Genomic DNA, 18,145 nt, shown 5'->3' on the forward strand with positions numbered 1-18,145 from the left:
TAATGATTAAAAGAGGATTTATTGTAGGTTGCTTCTTTCTGATGTTGTGCCAATTTGCACAAGCGCAAGAAGGAAAAGTATTTGTTGTTAAAGATTCATTAATTGGGCTTTTACAAGAATATCGAGCGTACTATGCAATAAATCCTTCTTCTTCATCCAAACCGCTGGTTACATTAGAGGAGAAGAAAATAGATAAGCGCTACGCGAAGCGCGTCAAGGTTCGTGGGTTTCGTGTACAGATTTTCTCTGGTAGTAACCGAACTGAGGCAACCAATGTACAGAACAGTTTCCTACGCCAAAACAGTGATATGGGCGCTTATTTAGATTATGTAGAGCCTAATTATCGTGTAAAAGTAGGTGATTTTACGAGTCGTTCAGAGGCAACAGCATATATGCGAGAGCTTCGTGGAACTTATAGAAATGTTTTTGTGTTCGTAGAAGATGTTTGGGTATGGCAATAGCGGAGGAGAGCATGTCCAATATTAAAGAAAAGATTCAAAACCTCGCTGACGTATATTTTCAAGATACTATAACCAACAGGAGACATTTACACCAACACCCGGAACTGTCTTTTGAGGAGTACAATACTTCAGCATTCATTCAACAAATTTTAAGAGATTTAGATATTCCCTTTCGCTTAATGGCCAATACGGGCATTGTAGCAGAAATCAAGGGAGATATTCCTTCTGACAAGGTTTTAGCATTGCGTGCCGATATGGATGCGTTGCCAATTACCGAGGTGGAAGGTAGGACTTATGGTTCCTTAAATCCAGGCGTTATGCACGCTTGTGGGCATGATGTTCATACATCTTCATTAATTGCAGTAGCGAAGATTTTAAACGATTTGAAAGGCGATTTGCCGGGTACAATCCGTTTTATTTTTCAGCCCGGAGAAGAAAGATTACCGGGAGGGGCTTCGTTGATGATAAAAGAGGGCGCTTTAAAAAACCCAGAACCAATTGGTATTGTCGGGCAACATGTGATGCCTTTCTTGGAAACAGGGACAGTAGGATTCCGGTCTGGAAAATATATGGCCTCTTGTGATGAGTTATTTATGACCATTCGCGGAAAAGGTGGACATGGCGCTCATCCCCATCAAAATATTGATCCGATAGCTATATCGGCTCAAATTATTACGGCTTTACAACAAATTGTTAGTCGTAGTGCCGATCCTCGTATTCCAACAGTGTTGTCTTGGGGCAAGATTATTGGAAATGGAGCGACGAATATTATTCCTGAAGAAGTGTACATGGAAGGTACTTTCCGGACATTTGACGAGACCTGGCGAGCAGAGGCGCATGAAAAAATGGTGAAATTGGCGGAAGGAATTGCGGATAGCATGGGTGCTAGCTGTGATTTTGAGGTCAGAAAAGGATATCCATTTTTGATTAATGAGCCCGAAATTACGGAGGCATCGCGAGGTTTCGCAGAAGAGTACTTAGGAAAAGACAAAGTTGTAGAGCTGGACTTATGGCCTGCAGCAGAGGATTTTTCATATTATTCGCAAGAAATTTCTGCATGTTTCTATCGTCTAGGGACAGGGAACAAGGAAAAAGGAATTCAATCAGCGGTTCATACGCCGACATTCGATATTGACGAAGATGCTTTGAAAATCAGTATTGGGCTGATGAGTTATATCGCATTTCGTTATTTATCTGAATAAAATGTCTTCACATCATATCGTTCGAGAAAATCAAGAACCGGCTTTATTTATTGTCGATCCACACAATATTAGTTCGGAAAATCTAGGTCAATTATTAGAATGGAGTCCTACGGTTATCACCCTAGCCCAGAACTATGAAGTGCTCTCTTCCTGGGGGATTAAAGTGGATGTGTTGCTTGTAAAAGGAGCAATTGAATTTGAAATTGAGGAGCACTTGAGTGTAATTTCCTATCCTGAAAGTTTTTACTCGGTTCTATTTGATTATCTTACAAGCAAGCGGAACTTTACCGTTAATTTTGTAGTAGATCAATTTGAAAAAGTAAACCTTCTTCCCTACTTACCAACCTTTACCATCAATTTAATATCCAACGGCTTCAAATATGTATTGCTTAAGCAATATGAGAAATGGCTACCTGCCGGATTAATTTTGCATATTCCTGACGAACGTCATTTGCAGAATCATTTTACAAATGTAAATTTACTAGACGATAATAAATTAGAAGTTCGTACAGATGGTTTTGTAAAAATGGAAATGTCGAACGAATATGTATTAATTGGAGAAGCCTTATGATTTCTATTGAAAGAGCAAAAGAGTCTGATGCCGGTGTGATTCGTGACCTAGCATTGGCAACTTGGTATCCTACTTATAGTCCAGTATTAGATAAGGAGCAGATTGATTTCATGTTAGCACAGAGTTATTCTATTGCTGCACTTCAACAAGGGATGCGTGATGGGGCTGAATTCTATCTTTTTTTAGAGGATGGGATCGCGCAAGGCTTTATGAGTTTGTCGATTCACTCGGAAAAGATTCGTATCGATAAGTTATATCTACTTCCTGCAACCCAAGGCAGAGGATTTGGAGCGATGTTGATCGATTATGCAGCTGAAGAAGCAAAGAAGCACGACCTATTGATTTTAGAATTGAATGTAAACCGAAACAACAAGGCTTACCAGTTCTATCTAAAACAGGGGTTTGAAGTAGTAGAGACTGTGGATATTCCCTACTACCAATTTGTTTTGAATGATTACGTTATGCAGAAAAGCTTAATTTCTTAATTTTTCTACTCGGCTAGGAGTTTGCTTTCCATTGATAATTCCAATCGCACCCGCAGCAATAGCCTCAATACTAGATTTTATATTATTAATATCTAAGGTGCTAACCTCGTCTTTTACGGTATGGTAATAAGCGTCCTTATCGATTTGAGACGTTGAAAAGGTGTGTGCAGGAACGCCTAGTGCCGCTAATACCGCATTATCGCTGCGATAGAATAAGTTTTGTGTTTTGTAGGGATCCGGATGGAAGGTAAACGAAGAACCCTTCAGGTTTTCTTGCATCAGTTTTCCTAAGTTCGAAGCATCGAATCCTGTAATGTATAAACTGTTTTGGCCAAATCTAGAGTCCTTCCCTATCATTTCTATATTTATCATGGCGGTTACTTTCTCTGGATCTATATTGTTCGAGAAATATTTAGATCCGAACATACCAATCTCTTCTGCTGTAAACGCGACAAAGATTAATGTGCGTTCATTGCTGTTTAATTTTTTATAATATCTCGCCAATTCGATAAGGGCTGTTGTACCCGAAGCATCATCATCTGCTCCATTCGCGATGGAATCCTGTCCTTGGGCTTGGATAATTCCGATATGGTCATAGTGCGAGGAAAAGATTACGAATTCGTTGGATTTCGATTTGCCAGGGATAATTCCCGCAACATTAAACATTGGGAGGGCCTCCTCTTGGCGCAGCGAAGAGATTTGGAACTTGTCGACCATTTTGTCAGCAACAATAAAAACTTTGCTTGGAGCGCTTGTATTGGCCTTGTCTTGCGTTGTGATGTTGTCTCTTCCAGCGTATATCTTTTTGAAACGAGCTAAGAAAGCTTCATGTTTTTTATCGACTAAAATTATTGCACTTTCTGGCTTTTGCGCATACTCTCTAAACTTTTGGGAGAAGTCGTCGTCGGCGCTGATCTTTACTATGGGTAAGTTCGAGTGCTCATCTATGTTGATGATTGCTCCACCTCCAACGATAATATATTGTTCGTTTGCTACTGACTGACCGTCCCATAGAATAGATTGTGAAACAAGTTTGGATTTGTTCATCACAAAAGATTGACGGAAATTCTCTTCAGCATAAGGCTTTAGGCCAATGTTTTTAAATTCAGAAGCAATGAAATCAGCGGCTTTACTAATGTCGGGGACTGATAATGCCGATCGACCGCGCATATCATCTGATGCCAATGTATTAATTATTCTACTGATATTTTCTGTGCTAGTGATTTGACGATCTTTATGCTTCTGAGCAAAAGAAAACTGCAAAGTAAGCGCGAAGAACAGCGATAGTGCCGTGGTTTTATTCATGTTTTAAAATTTTTTTGAATTTAGTAAAATTAATAAACTAATGACAGAGGGATTCGTTTAATTAATTATCTTTGGTAAAATAGCATAAATACTATGAAAGAAATTAGCGTTCAAGAATTAAAGGATATGATGGACCATAACGTTGAGTTTCAACTAATTGATGTTCGTGAGCCCTTTGAATATGAAGTATCGAATTTGAATGGAGTAAATATTCCATTGTCGGGAGTTGTAATAGAGTCTGATAAGATATCTAAAGAAATTCCGGTGATCATCCAATGTCGTTCTGGCAAGCGTAGTGCTCAGGCGGTTATGCTTTTGGAACAACAGGGTTTTACAAATCTTTCGAACCTTCAAGGTGGTATTCTAGCATGGAGAGATGCTTTTGATACGGAAATGGAAGTATATTAGAAAATATTAGATAATAAGATTATCAATAAAAAGTCCAAGCCTAGCTTGGACTTTTTTGTTTTAGGGTTGTTTTTTATATTTCTGTTAAAAAATGATTTTATTTGTTACCATTTGATTAAAAATGCTGTTTTTAGCGGTCTGTGTTTTGTAAATATCACAAAACGACTACCTTTATACTAATTTATACCAAGTGTAAACAAATCTTATAATCTATGTCCAATCAAGACAATACAACCTACAGTTTTTTCCAGGGAGTGGCTCGTAATTTTGATAAAGCAGCGAAGTTCACCAAATTCTCTCCAGGGATTCTCGATCAAATTAAAGCCTGTAATTCGATTCTTCGGGTCAAGTTTCCCGTGAAAATTGGAGAAGAGATTGAGGTTTTCGAAGCCTATCGCGTTCAGCATTCCCATCATAAACTGCCTTGTAAAGGAGGGATTCGTTTCAGTATGGAGGTCGATCAGGATGAAGTTATGGCTTTAGCCTCTTTAATGACCTATAAATGTGCCATCGTGAATGTTCCTTTCGGAGGGGCGAAAGGTGGGATTAAGATTGATGCGAAGAAGTACTCAGAATATGAGTTGGAGAAAATTACACGTCGCTATACGACTGAGTTAGTGAAAAAGAACTTTATCGGTCCTGGGACAGATGTTCCAGCGCCAGATTATGGTACTGGAGCCCGTGAGATGAGTTGGATTGTCGATACCTATACGACGTTAAATCCTAATGAGATTAACGCGCAAGCTTGCGTTACAGGGAAGCCGATTTCTCAAGGTGGTGTTCGCGGACGTACAGAAGCTACCGGACTAGGTGTTTTCTTTGGTGTGCGGGAGGCTTGTAAAAAAGAAGAGGATATGGCTGCTCTAGGGCTTTCTGTCGGCATTGCAGGTAAACGAGTGATTGTACAGGGATTGGGTAACGTGGGCTATCATGCCGCAAACTATTTCCAAGAAGAAGGAGCATTACTAGTTGGACTTATTGAATACGAGGGGGCTATTTATAATGCTAATGGATTAGATTTGAATGCGGTTGTAGCGCATAGAAAATCTACAGGTTCGATCTTGGATTTTCCTGGTGCAGAAAATATAAAAGACTCATCTAAAGGTTTGGAATATCCATGTGATATCTTGATTCCAGCTGCCTTAGAATCTGTAATTAATGGCCAGAATGCAGGGAATATTCAGGCTCAGATTATCGGAGAAGCAGCTAATGGACCGTTAACTCCGGAAGCCGATGAGATTTTAAACCAGAAAGGAAAGTTGGTTATCCCAGACATTTATCTGAATGCTGGAGGTGTAACAGTTTCCTATTTTGAATGGCTAAAAAACCTGAGTCATGTTCGCTACGGACGCTTGGAGAAGCGATTCAGTGAAAACATGTATGCAGAAATTTTGAATATTATTGAATCAATGACGAATCAAAAGGTCTCGAAACTTGAGCGTAAAATTATTCTGCGGGGTCCTGATGAAGTAGATTTAGTGTATTCAGGCTTAGAAGATACGATGATTGGTTCTTATCAAGAGATTCATGACATTTGGAAGAATACAGAAGGAGTCGATGACCTGAGGACAGCGGCCTTTATCTGTGCAATCAACAAAGTGGGTGAGTCTTATAAAGAACTTGGAATATTTCCATAAGAATAAAAAGATTTATATAATCATTACCTTTGTTGTATGAACAAGGTAATTCAACAGACTAAACAGGCCTTTCTGTTTAGTCTGGCTTTTTATATTCTCTCCCTAATTTTACTGCTTTTCAAAGTAGGCTTCGCTCCTATCCTATTGAGCATTGCGATGTTAGTTTCTTTAATTTGGGTGGTGCTTGTTCTTCGAGAAATTATGCTGTCGACCAGCATAAATAACACCGAAAGAATGATGATAGCTTTATTCGTAATTGTATTGAATATTGTTGGCGGTATTGTCTATTTTTCATTTCTTAGAAATAGTATAATTGAAAAGCCTGTAATCAAGAAGAAATGACAAAGAAGTTTATTTTAAATGTGGTATTAAATTTAGGGATTGTATTTCTACTGCTTAGCAGTGTTGCTGGATATAACAGCGGAAATATGCTCTATCTAGGCTTATCGATAGCCTTATTGGTTGTTTTGGTATATCTAAAAATAGTTCTACTAAAGCAAGTTAGTCGTGATGTTCAAACAAAAAAAGCGGAACAAGCGCGAGAAAATACAAAGCAAAAAAAGAGGGCTACTAAATAGCCCTCTTTTTTTGTTTCTATAGTCTTATTTTACAAAAGGTGGCTTTTTAACAACAGCCTTAATCGCTTGATTACGGATAGAAATAAAGATTTCTGTCCCATCTTTTGCAAAAGCAGTATCCACATAGCCTAAACCAACTGATTTTTTAAGGCTTGGGGATTGCGTTCCTGAAGTAACACGACCGATTTTGTTACCCTGAGCGTCTACAATATCATAATCATGACGTGGGATTCCACGATCAATCATTTCAAATCCAACTAATTTTTGAGTTAAACCTTTCTCTTTTTCTGCTTTTAAGTTTTCTGAGTTTACAAAGTCTTTAGTGAATTTTGTAACCCATCCTAAGCCCGCTTCTAATGGAGAAGTTGTATCATCGATGTCATTTCCGTATAAACAGAAGCCCATTTCTAATCGCAACGTATCACGAGCACCTAATCCGATTGGTTTAATACCGTATTGTGCTCCTGCTTCCATGATCGCATTCCACACTTGTTCTGCATGCTCATTATCAACATAGATTTCAAAGCCTCCAGCACCTGTATATCCCGTTGCAGATACTAATACATTCTCAACGCCGGCAAATACACCCTTTTGGAAAGAATAGTACCCCATAGGTGCTAAATCAATCTCTGTTAACCCTTGTAATGCGTCAGCAGCTTTAGGGCCTTGTACCGCAAATAGAGAAGTTTTATCAGAGATGTCTTTCATCTCTACACCGTAAGTATTGTATTTACTGATCCAGTTCCAGTCTTTTTCAATGTTCGAGGCATTGACAACTAGAAGGTAGGTTGTGTCATCGATTTTATAAGTTAAGAAGTCGTCGACTATTCCGCCATCTTCATTCGGTATATAAGCATATTGTACTTTGCCATCGTATAGCTTCGATGCATCATTTGAAGAAATCTTTTGAATAAGATCTAGCGCTTTTTCACCCTTTAAGATGAATTCGCCCATATGACTTACATCGAACATACCTACTCCAGTACGAACTGTTTCATGCTCATCATTAATGCCGCTGTACTGAACCGGCATGTTAAAACCAGCGAAAGGAACCATCTTCGCGCCCAAAGCAGTATGTAGATTAGTTAACGCAGTATTTTTCATGTTAAAATTAAATGTGTTTTAGTACTACAAAAATAGATAATTAAACGATAAAAACGGTCTGATTTCTAAATGTTAAGAAAATCAAACAATCGATTACGTAAATATTAGAATGTTGTGATTTTTAAAATAGTCAGCGCGCGTTCAAACTCCGGCTGAAGGTTTGCACGGATTTCTACAAGTTCGCCTGTTTTAGGTTGCGTAAATTTTATGCTTGAGGCATGCAATAACATGGTGTCATGTTCGAATGTTTCTTTCCACAGCTTATTCTGTTTATTGCATCCATGAGGTCGATCACCAATAATCGGGTGAAGGATATGGGCAAAGTGTCGTCGAAGCTGATGCATACGTCCTGTTTGCGGGTTCGCCTTTATGAGGGAATATCTGGATGTTGCGTGTTTCCCAAAGGGAAGGTCTATCTCAGCATGTTTAATGGTTTCGAAATGGGTAACAGCCTCTTGGATCGCTCCGTTTTCTTTTTTTAGCGGATAGTCAATTGTTTCCTTTAGCTGTGAAAATCCGCGTAAGACAGCTAGATATTCCTTTTCAATACGATTATTTGCGAAAGCCTGCTGAATTAAGGAGTCCATTTCTTTATTTAGCGAAAATAGAAGCACACCCGCTGTTTTCCGGTCGAGTCTATGGGCGGGACGCACCATCCTGCCAATCTGATCTCTTAATATTTGTAATGCAAATTCAGATGTGTCGGCAGCAATAGAAGAGCGGTGAACAAGTAAACCGTGTGGTTTATTAATCGCGATGAGGTCTTGGTCCTCGTAAAGAATTTCAAGCATTACTGTGTTTTTAAGGCTTTAATGAGCTCATTTGCCTTTTCATCTAGTTTTGGGCTGATCCAGACTTTACTAAATGCGCCTCCCCCAACAGTGACTTTTTCACCGTTCCAATTGACTTCGCAAAGAGAGAATAGATAGTAGTTTTTGGTCTGCACGTATGTATTTACAAATTCTTCAACAACCCGATCACCAAAGAGCATCATGCCAAATTCGACAGCGTCTTTATGTTCGTATTTCAATTGTTTTTCAAGAATTTCTTTGGCGCGATTGCGCAACTCATCATTTATTTTGTCTTTTGACGGGTTCGTTAATATAGCGGCCAGCATGATAAATACGCCTAGCAAAGCGAAAAGTCTAGTTTTGCTCATATATGCAAAAGTAAGGAAAAGATTAGAAGATAAAATGGTACAGCCAGATACTAAGTGCATACATGCCGTATAAAAGTAGGGTTATTACAATTGCAAGAATGGATACAATTAGAAATATGATGTTTTTACCACTTCCTGTGTGTTTGTTTTCGTAATAATGCTCACGGAGAAGCTTGATGTTCTTGTCGTTTGCTTTATTGAAAAAGTCGAAGATGTTTCCTAGGAATGGTATTGCTCCTAGTAGTGCGTCCCAGGTGACATTTAATAGCATTTTAATCGCCAATTTTCCGCTTGCACCGTTTCTATACATCACTGTTACTAAAACAAGTGAGACAATGAAGGTTGCAATTTGTCCAGCGAAAGGGATAAAATTTAGAATAGGGTCTAATCCAAAACGGAAATTACCAATACGGAAACGACTATCCATTAATACGGATAGTCGTTCAACCCAAAGAAAATCTTTATTTATACGCTCAATATTTGCGCTATATTTATTTTCCATTTTTATTTTAATTCAAATACTGCTTCAATGTTGCATGATAGTTTGATTGGACGAATATCAATATCCAAGTTGTTCCCGCCGCTTGCATCAGATTCCATGCTGTTTGTTTTTGACATTGCCATACTGTAAGCGCGAGGCTGAGGCATAACATCGTTCCAACTGAAGCTACTATTATCATTAATCATTAACGATTTACCTACTGTTTCTCCATCGGCAGCAGCTAAAATCTCCGCATTGATTCTTGCATCTTTTACAGCAGCAGTTTTCAATTCTTTTTCAATAGCTTTCTTTTGAGAATGGTCATATCCGCTAATGGATGTACTTTGTAAGCCTTGGGCATCTACATCATCAATCATCGGATTTAAGTTTTTCAAATCGGTTACTTTTAAGCGATACTGACGTGATTGTAGTAACTCGTTGTTCTTTTTCTTGCGATTTTCAGCGTTATAACTGTAAATATTTTGAATCGTGAAGTCCTCTTTTTTTACTCCATATTTCATTGCCGCGTCGTGTAGCTGTTTTTCCAAGGTTTCGATCGCTACCTTTTTCTTGTTATTTCCGTCTTGATAATATTCCTTCAAAGAGATCGATAGATATATAATATCTGGCGTAACTTCTTTTTCTGCAACGCCACGAGTTGCTACTCTTCTGCTGTTTTCCATAGATACATTTTGTGCCTGTGCAGTAACTACAAGGGCGATAAGTGCTAAGATTGATAATAATTTTTTCATAATAACCATTTAATGCTTTTCTAATCTCAAAAATCTTTCCAAAAGATATACAGCATAGACAAGTGGCTCTTGAAAATGTTTAATCATATTATACAATTATTTAGTTTTTATTTAGAAAATAATTGATACCTTTAAGAAATAATAAATTAATAACATGCAACAAGGAGTAGTAAAATTCTTTAATGAAGCCAAAGGTTTCGGCTTCATCATTCCAAATTCAGGCGAGAGCGAAATCTTCGTACACGTTTCTGGATTAATTGACAAAATTCGCGAGAAAGACGAAGTTTCTTACGAAGTAGAGCAAGGTCGTAAAGGCCTTAACGCGGTAAATGTAAAACTTATCTAAGAGAATAGATTCAATATATATTTATTGTGTAAAAGCCCATCGAATATTTTCGATGGGCTTTTTTTTGTTCTTTTTTAATCGAATATTTCTTCCAATACATAGAGCGAATTTAGTTCGCCAAAGTTTTCAGTATGAAGACGATAATAGTCCACAAGCTTTTGTAAAAGATAGCTTCTATCCTCTCTTTTTAATCGCGTTTTGTTACAATTGCTAAAGGAGGAATTCGCTAATTCTCTCAAGATCGAGGTGTAAGGTTCTTGAAGTGTATATACATGTGGAGGCAATATGCTGACAAAGCGACCTTCAATAAGGTCGAAATAGGGTTGATCGTTGAACGAGGGTTTAAATCCTAAATAATGGGTAAGTTTAAGTAGAAAAATGAGGTGATAATTTGCTAATCCTACCTCAGATTCATCTAACCACATAATAGCATTCTCTAAAAATTCGAAAAGATGTTTGTCAGTGGCTTGATGACGTAGCACTTTGTAGAGAATTTCGTTTAAAAAAAGTGCAATTGAACTTTTTACGATATCTAAGGGTACATGCTTCAGTACTGGACTATGTTGTGCTTCTTTAATGCGCTGAAGATTGTTGTTTTCTTTGTTGTAGACCACGAGTTCCAATAAATGGAAAGGTTGCAACATGTTAGTGGATATTTTTGCCTTCGGTTTTCTCGCACCATTGATCAAATAGGATTGTAAACCGAATGCCTCGGTATAGATCTGCGCGACAACGCTACTTTCGGAATAGTTTGTAATCTTTAGGGTAATGCCCTTAGTTTGATGCAACATGATTTACTTCTCGCTCTGCCCCTTTCGATCTTCGATCAACGTGTTACGGTCAATCTTGCGAAAAACACGATACATTAAAGCCACCACTCCTATTCCAAAAAAGATTACGCCTAATGTCATGATTAACTTATACCAGTTATTATCATTCTCCATCAGCGTATATCCTAAGAAAACGCAGATTATGCCGGCTGTTAAAAAGACGATTCCCCTTAATAGATACTTGTTCATTGTGAATTGTTGAAAACTATTATGATCTTGCTGACTAAATATTTAATGCAAAATACAGTATTTTTGCTGACTTCTACAGCACTCCCCGATTATTTTAAAAATAATTACTGAAATAATATTGTATTTCCCAAAAGAAATATAGATATTTGCACACTCGTTTCTAAGGGAACGTATTTTTAAACAAGACAACAATAAAAAATCGAATATCATGTCAAGAATTTGTGATTTAACAGGCAAGGCGGCATTAAAGGGGAATAACGTTTCACACTCGAACGTTAAAACTAAGCGTAAATTCTATCCTAATTTACAGACCAAACGTTTTTATATTCCAGAAGAAGATCGTTGGATTACGTTGAAAGTTTCTACTTCAGCAATCAAAACGATTAACAAGAACGGTATTACAGCAGCAATTGATAAATTTATCAAACAAGGTCATATTTAATAAATAGGCGCCTGTTGTATCAACATCAAATAGAATCATGAAATTCACCCGTGAGGGTATTAATAAAGTAAAACAATGGCAAAAAAGGGAAATAGAGTACAAGTAATCTTAGAATGTACTGAACACAAAGAAAGTGGTCTTCCGGGAATGTCTCGCTATATCACGACTAAGAACAAGAAAAACACTACTGAACGTTTGGAGATGAAAAAATTCAACCCAGTATTGAGAAAAGTAACAGTTCACAAAGAAATTAAGTAATCAATTCAGAATCCTTCGGGATTTTATAAAAATATTATACCATGGCAAAGAAGGCAGTTGCATCATTACAAAAGGGTGGTGGTAAAGAATATACTAAAGTAGTTCTTACCGCTAAATCTGCAAAAACAGGCGCATATACTTTCAAAGAGAGTATGGTTCACAACGACAAAGTAAAAGACGTTGTTGCTGCGGCTACTAAATAAGCAGTAAGATATTCCTTTTTTTTAAAGTTTTTCTTTAAAAATCTTATAAACAGCCGTTTTGGTAGTACCAAAAGGGCTTTTTTAGTATTTCCGTTTTCAGTATCTTTGAGCGGAAAGCATCGAGAAATTAGACATATACATCATGGGATTATTTGATTTTTTTAAAAAGAAGCAAGAGACTCCAGAGGCCCAAGAGGCGCTGAATAAAGGGTTAGAGAAGACGAAGGAGGGTTTTTTTGCGAAAATTACCAAAGCGGTTGTTGGAAAATCAACAATTGATGATGATGTATTAGATAATTTGGAAGAGGTGTTGGTTACCTCAGATGTCGGTGTGACAACGACCTTAAAGATCGTTGATCGTATTCAGAAACGCGTCGCTCAAGATAAATACGTTACTACTGACGATTTAAATGGATTACTAAAGGATGAAATCCAAGCCTTACTCGCTGAAAACAATAGTAATGATTTTGAGAACTTCGAATACGGCAACCATAAACCCTATGTGATTATGGTCGTTGGTGTAAATGGTGTTGGTAAGACAACCACCATTGGGAAGTTAGCGCATCAGCTGAAAGAAGCGGGGAGCAAGGTTGTATTAGGTGCTGCAGATACGTTCCGTGCAGCAGCAGTAGATCAAATACAATTGTGGGGGGATCGAGTAGGTGTACGTGTTGTCGCTCAACCCATGGGGTCTGATCCTGCGTCGGTTGCTTTTGATACGGTAAAATCTGCTGTGGCAAATGGAGATGATGTTGCAATTATCGATACAGCAGGCCGTCTTCACAATAAGGTTGGCTTGATGAATGAGCTGACGAAGATTAAAAATGTGATGCAGAAGGTTATCCCTGATGCACCTCATGAGATCTTGCTAGTTCTGGATGCTTCGACTGGTCAAAATGCGATTGAGCAGGCGACACAATTTACGCAAGCAACAGATGTGAATGCTTTAGCATTAACCAAACTTGATGGCACAGCGAAGGGTGGTGTGGTAATCGGTATTTCCGATCAATTCAAGATTCCTGTAAAGTATATTGGAGTAGGAGAGAAGATTGGTGATTTACAGTTATTTAATAAAAAAGACTTCGTAGACTCGTTATTCCAGTAGTCTACATATTCCTATGAAAACAAAGATAAGAAATACAGCTCCCGTATTAGTGAAGCCACGTGTAAATGTGGTTACTTTGGGCTGTTCTAAAAATATTCACGATAGCGAGGTTTTAATGGGTCAGTTGAAGGGCAACCAAATGGATGTCGTTCATGAGGCTAATAACATTCAAGCGAATGATATCGTTGTCATTAATACCTGTGGATTTATTGATAATGCTAAGCAGGAATCAATAGATACCATTTTGCAGTTTTCGGAACTTAAAGATCAAGGTAAAGTCAACAAGGTAATTGTTACAGGTTGTTTGTCCGAGCGCTATAAGCCTGAGCTAGAAGCTGAGATTCCGAATGTAGACGCTTTTTTTGGAACAAACGATCTTCCAGAGTTACTGTCTACGATTGGAGCAGATTATCGTCATGAGCTTCTCGGTGAGCGCTTATTAACGACGCCATCTCATTTCTCGTATTTTAAGATTGCCGAAGGGTGTAATAGGCCATGTTCCTTTTGTGCCATCCCGCTTATGCGTGGTAAGCATGTTTCAAAATCTATTGATGATTTAGTAAAAGAGGCGAAGTTTTTAGCGTCTAATGGCACCAAAGAACTGATTCTAATTGCGCAGGATTTAACATATTACGGTTTAGATATCTACGGTAAACGAAATCTATCTGATTTGCTACGCCATCTATCTGATGTCGATGGAATTGAATGGATCCGTTTACAATATGCTTATCCTTCAGGTTTTCCAATGGATATTTTGGATGCCATGAATGAGCGATCGAATATTTGTAATTACCTGGATATGCCACTTCAGCATATCTCCGATAATATGCTAACCTCAATGCGTCGCGGAACGAGCAAGCAAAAGCAAATTGATCTAGTCAATAAGATTCGCGATAAAGTTCCTAATATCGCATTGCGTACAACACTTATCTGTGGTTATCCTGGCGAAACTGAGCAAGATTTCAACGAGATGTTGGACTGGGTTGAAGAGACACGCTTCGATAGATTAGGTTGTTTTACTTATTCTCATGAGGAAAAGACACATGCTTTTTCATTAGAAGATGATATTGCAGAAGAGGTGAAACAAGAACGTGTTGACCAGATAATGGAGGTTCAACAAGGGATTTCTTATGATATTAACCAAACGAAGATTGGCAATACCTATAAAACATTGGTTGACCGCGTTGATGGTGATTATTTTATCGGAAGAACAGAATTTGACTCTCCAGAGGTTGATAACGAAGTTGTTTTAGACGCGAAGTCCAATTACGCTCGTATTGGTGATTTTGTACAAGTTAAAGTCGACCGTGCGGAAGACTTTGATTTATATGGAACTATTGTAAAATAATAGTAACTATATCTAGGAAACGGCCGGCTTACCTTATTTTTTTGTAATTTAAATGCTTCTTTGTTTTACATTTGAAGCAGACTTACAAAAGCTAGATGAAAGCGACATATATTGATTATAGCGATACCGGCAGTTTTTCCAAGACCTTATTAGCTTATCTGGCGAAACAGCCAGATTTAGCTTCTTATTACGGGAATTTCCCTAATCTTGATGGCTTTAAACAGCAAATTGAAGAGCAAAAGAAATTCCAATATCGTGAACTTCTTGTTGATCAACTTAAGGTTCAATACGGCAGTTTGCTGGAAACTTCCCCTGAAGTCGCTCAAAATCTAGAGCGCTTAAAACAAAACAATACTTTTACGGTTACCACGGGTCATCAATTGAATATATTTACAGGGCCCCTATATTTTATTTTTAAGATTATTACAACCATAAAGTTGGCAAATGATCTTAAAGTAAAATTTCCAGAGAATGACTTTGTACCGGTTTACTGGATGGCAACGGAAGACCATGACTTTGCCGAGATTAATCACACGCGTGTCTATGGTAAAAAGATTAGTTGGGATGTCGATGCTTTGTCTGCAACAGGCCGCATGAAAACTGATAGTATGATCGAGGTCGTTAAGCAATACTGTAATACGTTTGGGCTCTCCGAGAATTCAAGTAAATTAACAGAATTGGTCGAAGAAGCATACTTGTCTAATTCGAGTTTAGCAGACGCAACGCGCACGTTTGTCAACTCTCTCTTCAAATCTTTCGGCCTTGTTATTATCGATGCAGATCAGACGGCCCTTAAGAAGGTTTTTGCACCGATTATTGAAAAAGATATACTAGAAGAGCATAGTTGGCACAAGATTGAAGAGACTTCGAAATCATTGAAGTCCGCTGGATATAATACGCAAGTACATGCGCGAGAGATAAATTTCTTTTATTTAACCGATGAGTTTAGAGAACGTATTGTTCGTACAGCAGATGGGAGGTTTGAGGTACTTCATCAAAACATTTTCTTTACGGAAGACGAGATTAAGCAGGAAATAAAGCAAAATCCCGAGCGCTTTAGTCCGAATGTGGTAATGCGTCCATTGTATCAAGAGTTAATCCTTCCCAATTTAGCCTATATTGGAGGGGGTGCCGAAATTGTTTATTGGTTACAACTTAAAGCAAATTTTGATTTCTATAAGGTTCAATTTCCAATTCTAGTACCTAGAAACTCCGCATTGATAACGGATGATAGTATTGCTGGAAAGGTGTTTCGTTTAGACTTTACTTTTAAGAGTATTTTCAAGCCTGTAAATACCTTGAAGAACGAATATGTTCGTCGCAAGACAAAACATAGGTTAAATCTACAAGATGAATGGATGGAGCTGAATTCAATTTTTGGGAAAATTAAGCTTCGTGCGCATAAAATAGACCCAAGCCTAGGCCCAAGTACTGATGCTGTTAAAGCGCGCCTAAAAAAGGCTATAAACAGCTTAGAGAAGAAGCTGTTGAAGGCTGAGAAAAGGAATCATGAGGATGCGTTGATTCAGATCGAGCGCGTCAAAGATAAATTGTTTCCTGGAGGGGGCTTACAAGAAAGAACGGAGAATTTTGCTGTTCTGTATATAAAATATGGGGACGAGTTATTCAATGATTTATTGAAGAACTTCCAGCCCTTAGCATTTAAATTCAGCGTACTCTACTAATGACAACCTACGAAAATCTACAACATTCGAATTTTTATTCTTATTACAGCAAGACTGGTCTTTCAGTGGCTGATTTTGAGCAACTAAGTCATCTATTTGAATTTCGTGAAGTTGACCATAACCAATTGATTATGCGTGCTGGAGAGGTTTGTAAACATATTCTTTTTGTAGAAAAAGGATTGTTACAACTGTTTAGTTTAGATGAAAAAGGAGGGGAACATATTATGCAGTTTGCTCCGGAGAACTGGCTTTTAATGGATCGTTCTAGTATGTATTTTAATGAACCTTCCAATTATTACATTAAAGCGTTGGAGCCATCTACAGTCGTGTTTATCCAGCCTAACTTCCTGGAAGAAGCGGGTAAAATAAATCATGAATTCACCTGTTTTACGGAAACTTCTCTACAAAGAAATATTCATTTTCTCCAACGAAGGATTAATTCTTTATTAGCGATGTCTGCAAAAGAGAGGTATTTAGAATTTGTTGCAATGTATCCGCAATTGTTACTGCGTGTGCCGCAATGGATGATCGCTTCTTATTTAGGGATCACTCCAGAAAGTTTAAGCCGAGTGCGAAGAGAGATTGCGAAAGATTCTTTCTAAATGCACCTTAGTTTCGGATAAATTTTCTCCTTTATTAATTATTTGTTATTATTGTTTTTATACCGATTGAATATAGAAACTATGATAAGACCTATTTACATCCTTTTTGTCGCTTTTATTAGTTTAACCTCCTGTTCTAAAGAGGAGATAGATCCAAATAGGTTTCGAATGGAAGTTGATTTACTACAAGGTTCCTGCGGTGTTATCAAATTGGATATTTCTAAAGGTAAAATGCGTCAAGACTTCCGTGAAAGCAAATGTGAGCCGAATATATCGAGTGAATATTCTACAGTACTTCCTGAAGAGCAATACGAAAAATTAGTCCGCATGGTTGAAGATCTTCAGCTACTCAATATTCGTCGTGACGATTGTCAGCGTTGTACAGATGGAAAAGATGTCTTTGTAAAAATTAAAATGGGAGGACAATCAAATCAATTTACACTAGGTTTTACCCCACAAAAGACTGACGAGGGACGGTACAATGAATTTCTTCAGTTTTTAGACGATTATTTAATTCCCAAAAGCACATTAGAAAAAGAATAAACCAATTAAATGGCGGACAATTTATATCCAACTGATCAGAATAAAAAAGCATAAGTTGGCCTTTCTTTATAGTTAATGTTGACGATTGGTATCCTGTATAATTCGCGGTATGTTTTCCTTTTTTGTTTCCGCGATATCATTCTCCATTCTCTTCATTGAACATCAAGCCTCTCCGACAATAACCGTAGAATTTATCCGTATCGAATAGCTATATTTTTTACATTTCGATGTGAAAGTTGTTCATTTAGGGATATTATACTGATAAAACCTATATGCTGATCGAATTGAAACAATAGTCTTGAGATATTAGATATATTTTAACAAAATGTGCAATCGATTGATGTGTTAATAAATGTTTCTGAGACTTAAGTGGACGCAAAAAATATCTATAAAAAGCGTATCTTTGCACATCTAATTTTTTTATAGCGAAAGTATCCTAAAGAAATTGGAT

General features: G+C 37.6%; 25 protein-coding genes. 17 read left to right on the top strand and 8 right to left on the bottom strand.

Annotated elements, in window-relative coordinates:
- Positions 1-2 precede the first annotated feature (2 nt).
- From GFH32_RS00100 to GFH32_RS00115, 4 genes are read left to right on the top strand one after another with little or no spacing between them, the layout of a single operon-like run.
- The gene (locus tag GFH32_RS00100; RefSeq protein ID WP_153509147.1) at positions 3-461 is read left to right on the top strand and encodes an SPOR domain-containing protein; all 459 of its coding nucleotides are present in this window, start codon (positions 3-5) and stop codon (positions 459-461) included.
- Positions 452-1,663 (top strand): M20 metallopeptidase family protein, encoded by a 1,212-nt coding sequence (locus tag GFH32_RS00105; RefSeq protein WP_228384172.1) that lies wholly within the window; start codon positions 452-454, stop codon positions 1,661-1,663. Before GFH32_RS00100 ends, GFH32_RS00105 begins: the two co-directional genes overlap by 10 nt.
- Position 1,664: 1 nt before the next feature.
- Entirely contained in the window at positions 1,665-2,234 is a 570-nt protein-coding gene (locus GFH32_RS00110) for a hypothetical protein (protein WP_153509149.1), read from the top strand.
- Positions 2,231-2,719: a GNAT family N-acetyltransferase gene (locus tag GFH32_RS00115; RefSeq protein ID WP_153509150.1), complete on the top strand. Its 489-nt coding sequence runs from the start codon at positions 2,231-2,233 to the stop codon at positions 2,717-2,719. The genes GFH32_RS00110 and GFH32_RS00115 overlap by 4 nt, the downstream gene beginning before the upstream one ends.
- Here the strand turns inward: GFH32_RS00115 and GFH32_RS00120 are convergent.
- Positions 2,708-4,024 (bottom strand): M28 family metallopeptidase, encoded by a 1,317-nt coding sequence (locus tag GFH32_RS00120; RefSeq protein WP_153509151.1) that lies wholly within the window; start codon positions 4,022-4,024, stop codon positions 2,708-2,710. The two genes, GFH32_RS00115 and GFH32_RS00120, sit on opposite strands and share 12 nt — an antisense overlap.
- A gap of 93 nt (positions 4,025-4,117) precedes the next feature.
- Here GFH32_RS00120 and GFH32_RS00125 point away from each other — a divergent pair, with 93 nt between their 5' ends.
- The 4 genes from GFH32_RS00125 (at position 4,118) to GFH32_RS00140 (ending at position 6,647) form a co-directional block, all read left to right on the top strand.
- On the top strand, positions 4,118-4,432 hold the full coding sequence (locus GFH32_RS00125) for a rhodanese-like domain-containing protein (protein WP_153509152.1): 315 nt from the start codon (positions 4,118-4,120) through the stop codon (positions 4,430-4,432).
- A 212-nt stretch (positions 4,433-4,644) separates the two neighbouring features.
- A complete protein-coding gene (locus GFH32_RS00130) occupies positions 4,645-6,069 on the top strand; it encodes a Glu/Leu/Phe/Val family dehydrogenase (RefSeq protein WP_153509153.1) in 1,425 nt (474 codons plus the stop codon).
- Between the two features lie 36 nt (positions 6,070-6,105).
- On the top strand, positions 6,106-6,411 hold the full coding sequence (locus tag GFH32_RS00135) for a hypothetical protein (protein ID WP_153509154.1): 306 nt from the start codon (positions 6,106-6,108) through the stop codon (positions 6,409-6,411).
- Complete coding sequence (locus tag GFH32_RS00140; RefSeq protein WP_153509155.1) at positions 6,408-6,647, top strand: DUF6358 family protein; 240 nt, start codon at positions 6,408-6,410, stop codon at positions 6,645-6,647. The genes GFH32_RS00135 and GFH32_RS00140 overlap by 4 nt, the downstream gene beginning before the upstream one ends.
- Positions 6,648-6,671: 24 nt before the next feature.
- Here GFH32_RS00140 and gcvT read toward each other — a convergent pair whose 3' ends face one another.
- From gcvT to GFH32_RS00165, 5 genes are all read right to left on the bottom strand, one after another.
- The gene (gene gcvT, locus GFH32_RS00145) at positions 6,672-7,751 is read right to left on the bottom strand and encodes a glycine cleavage system aminomethyltransferase GcvT (protein ID WP_153509156.1); all 1,080 of its coding nucleotides are present in this window, start codon (positions 7,749-7,751) and stop codon (positions 6,672-6,674) included.
- A gap of 104 nt (positions 7,752-7,855) precedes the next feature.
- The gene (locus GFH32_RS00150) at positions 7,856-8,542 is read right to left on the bottom strand and encodes a pseudouridine synthase (RefSeq protein WP_153509157.1); all 687 of its coding nucleotides are present in this window, start codon (positions 8,540-8,542) and stop codon (positions 7,856-7,858) included.
- Positions 8,542-8,910 carry a hypothetical protein gene (locus tag GFH32_RS00155; RefSeq protein WP_153509158.1) on the bottom strand — a complete coding sequence of 123 codons (369 nt, stop codon included), beginning with the start codon at positions 8,908-8,910 and terminating at the stop codon, positions 8,542-8,544. The genes GFH32_RS00150 and GFH32_RS00155 overlap by 1 nt, the downstream gene beginning before the upstream one ends.
- 22 nt (positions 8,911-8,932) lie before the next feature.
- Positions 8,933-9,412 carry a DUF4112 domain-containing protein gene (locus tag GFH32_RS00160; protein ID WP_153509159.1) on the bottom strand — a complete coding sequence of 160 codons (480 nt, stop codon included), beginning with the start codon at positions 9,410-9,412 and terminating at the stop codon, positions 8,933-8,935.
- Between the two features lie 2 nt (positions 9,413-9,414).
- Positions 9,415-10,143, bottom strand: a complete 729-nt coding sequence (locus tag GFH32_RS00165) for an SIMPL domain-containing protein (RefSeq protein ID WP_153509160.1) — start codon at positions 10,141-10,143, stop codon at positions 9,415-9,417.
- 154 nt (positions 10,144-10,297) lie between these two features.
- On the opposite strand from GFH32_RS00165, the gene GFH32_RS00170 reads away from it, so the two are divergent.
- Positions 10,298-10,489 (top strand): cold-shock protein, encoded by a 192-nt coding sequence (locus GFH32_RS00170; RefSeq protein WP_149524232.1) that lies wholly within the window; start codon positions 10,298-10,300, stop codon positions 10,487-10,489.
- Between the two features lie 74 nt (positions 10,490-10,563).
- Here the strand turns inward: GFH32_RS00170 and recO are convergent, their stop codons facing one another.
- Together recO and GFH32_RS00180 are read right to left on the bottom strand one after the other, a co-directional pair.
- Positions 10,564-11,280, bottom strand: coding sequence for a DNA repair protein RecO (gene recO / locus GFH32_RS00175; RefSeq protein WP_153509161.1), 717 nt, complete (start codon positions 11,278-11,280; stop codon positions 10,564-10,566).
- Between the two features lie 3 nt (positions 11,281-11,283).
- Positions 11,284-11,508 (bottom strand): signal peptidase, encoded by a 225-nt coding sequence (locus tag GFH32_RS00180; protein WP_153509162.1) that lies wholly within the window; start codon positions 11,506-11,508, stop codon positions 11,284-11,286.
- Between the two features lie 208 nt (positions 11,509-11,716).
- On the opposite strand from GFH32_RS00180, the gene rpmB reads away from it, so the two are divergent.
- The 8 genes from rpmB to GFH32_RS00220 all read left to right on the top strand — a co-directional run bounded on the left by rpmB (position 11,717) and on the right by GFH32_RS00220 (position 17,694).
- Positions 11,717-11,950 carry a 50S ribosomal protein L28 gene (gene rpmB, locus GFH32_RS00185; RefSeq protein WP_153509163.1) on the top strand — a complete coding sequence of 78 codons (234 nt, stop codon included), beginning with the start codon at positions 11,717-11,719 and terminating at the stop codon, positions 11,948-11,950.
- 75 nt (positions 11,951-12,025) lie between these two features.
- Positions 12,026-12,208: a 50S ribosomal protein L33 gene (gene rpmG, locus GFH32_RS00190; protein WP_085474106.1), complete on the top strand. Its 183-nt coding sequence runs from the start codon at positions 12,026-12,028 to the stop codon at positions 12,206-12,208.
- 41 nt (positions 12,209-12,249) lie between these two features.
- The gene (locus GFH32_RS00195; RefSeq protein ID WP_153509164.1) at positions 12,250-12,411 is read left to right on the top strand and encodes a DUF4295 domain-containing protein; all 162 of its coding nucleotides are present in this window, start codon (positions 12,250-12,252) and stop codon (positions 12,409-12,411) included.
- Positions 12,412-12,553: 142 nt separating this feature from the next.
- Positions 12,554-13,516 (top strand): signal recognition particle-docking protein FtsY, encoded by a 963-nt coding sequence (gene ftsY, locus GFH32_RS00200; RefSeq protein ID WP_153509165.1) that lies wholly within the window; start codon positions 12,554-12,556, stop codon positions 13,514-13,516.
- Between the two features lie 13 nt (positions 13,517-13,529).
- The gene (gene rimO / locus GFH32_RS00205; protein ID WP_153509166.1) at positions 13,530-14,864 is read left to right on the top strand and encodes a 30S ribosomal protein S12 methylthiotransferase RimO; all 1,335 of its coding nucleotides are present in this window, start codon (positions 13,530-13,532) and stop codon (positions 14,862-14,864) included.
- 95 nt (positions 14,865-14,959) lie between these two features.
- On the top strand, positions 14,960-16,549 hold the full coding sequence (gene bshC / locus GFH32_RS00210; RefSeq protein ID WP_153509167.1) for a bacillithiol biosynthesis cysteine-adding enzyme BshC: 1,590 nt from the start codon (positions 14,960-14,962) through the stop codon (positions 16,547-16,549).
- A complete protein-coding gene (locus GFH32_RS00215; RefSeq protein ID WP_153509168.1) occupies positions 16,549-17,151 on the top strand; it encodes a Crp/Fnr family transcriptional regulator in 603 nt (200 codons plus the stop codon). The genes bshC and GFH32_RS00215 overlap by 1 nt, the downstream gene beginning before the upstream one ends.
- 81 nt (positions 17,152-17,232) lie before the next feature.
- The gene (locus tag GFH32_RS00220) at positions 17,233-17,694 is read left to right on the top strand and encodes a hypothetical protein (protein WP_153509169.1); all 462 of its coding nucleotides are present in this window, start codon (positions 17,233-17,235) and stop codon (positions 17,692-17,694) included.
- The last annotated feature ends 451 nt before the right edge of the window (positions 17,695-18,145 follow it).

The sequence above is a fragment of the Sphingobacteruim zhuxiongii genome (assembly GCF_009557615.1).
Lineage (GTDB): Bacteria > Bacteroidota > Bacteroidia > Sphingobacteriales > Sphingobacteriaceae > Sphingobacterium > Sphingobacterium zhuxiongii.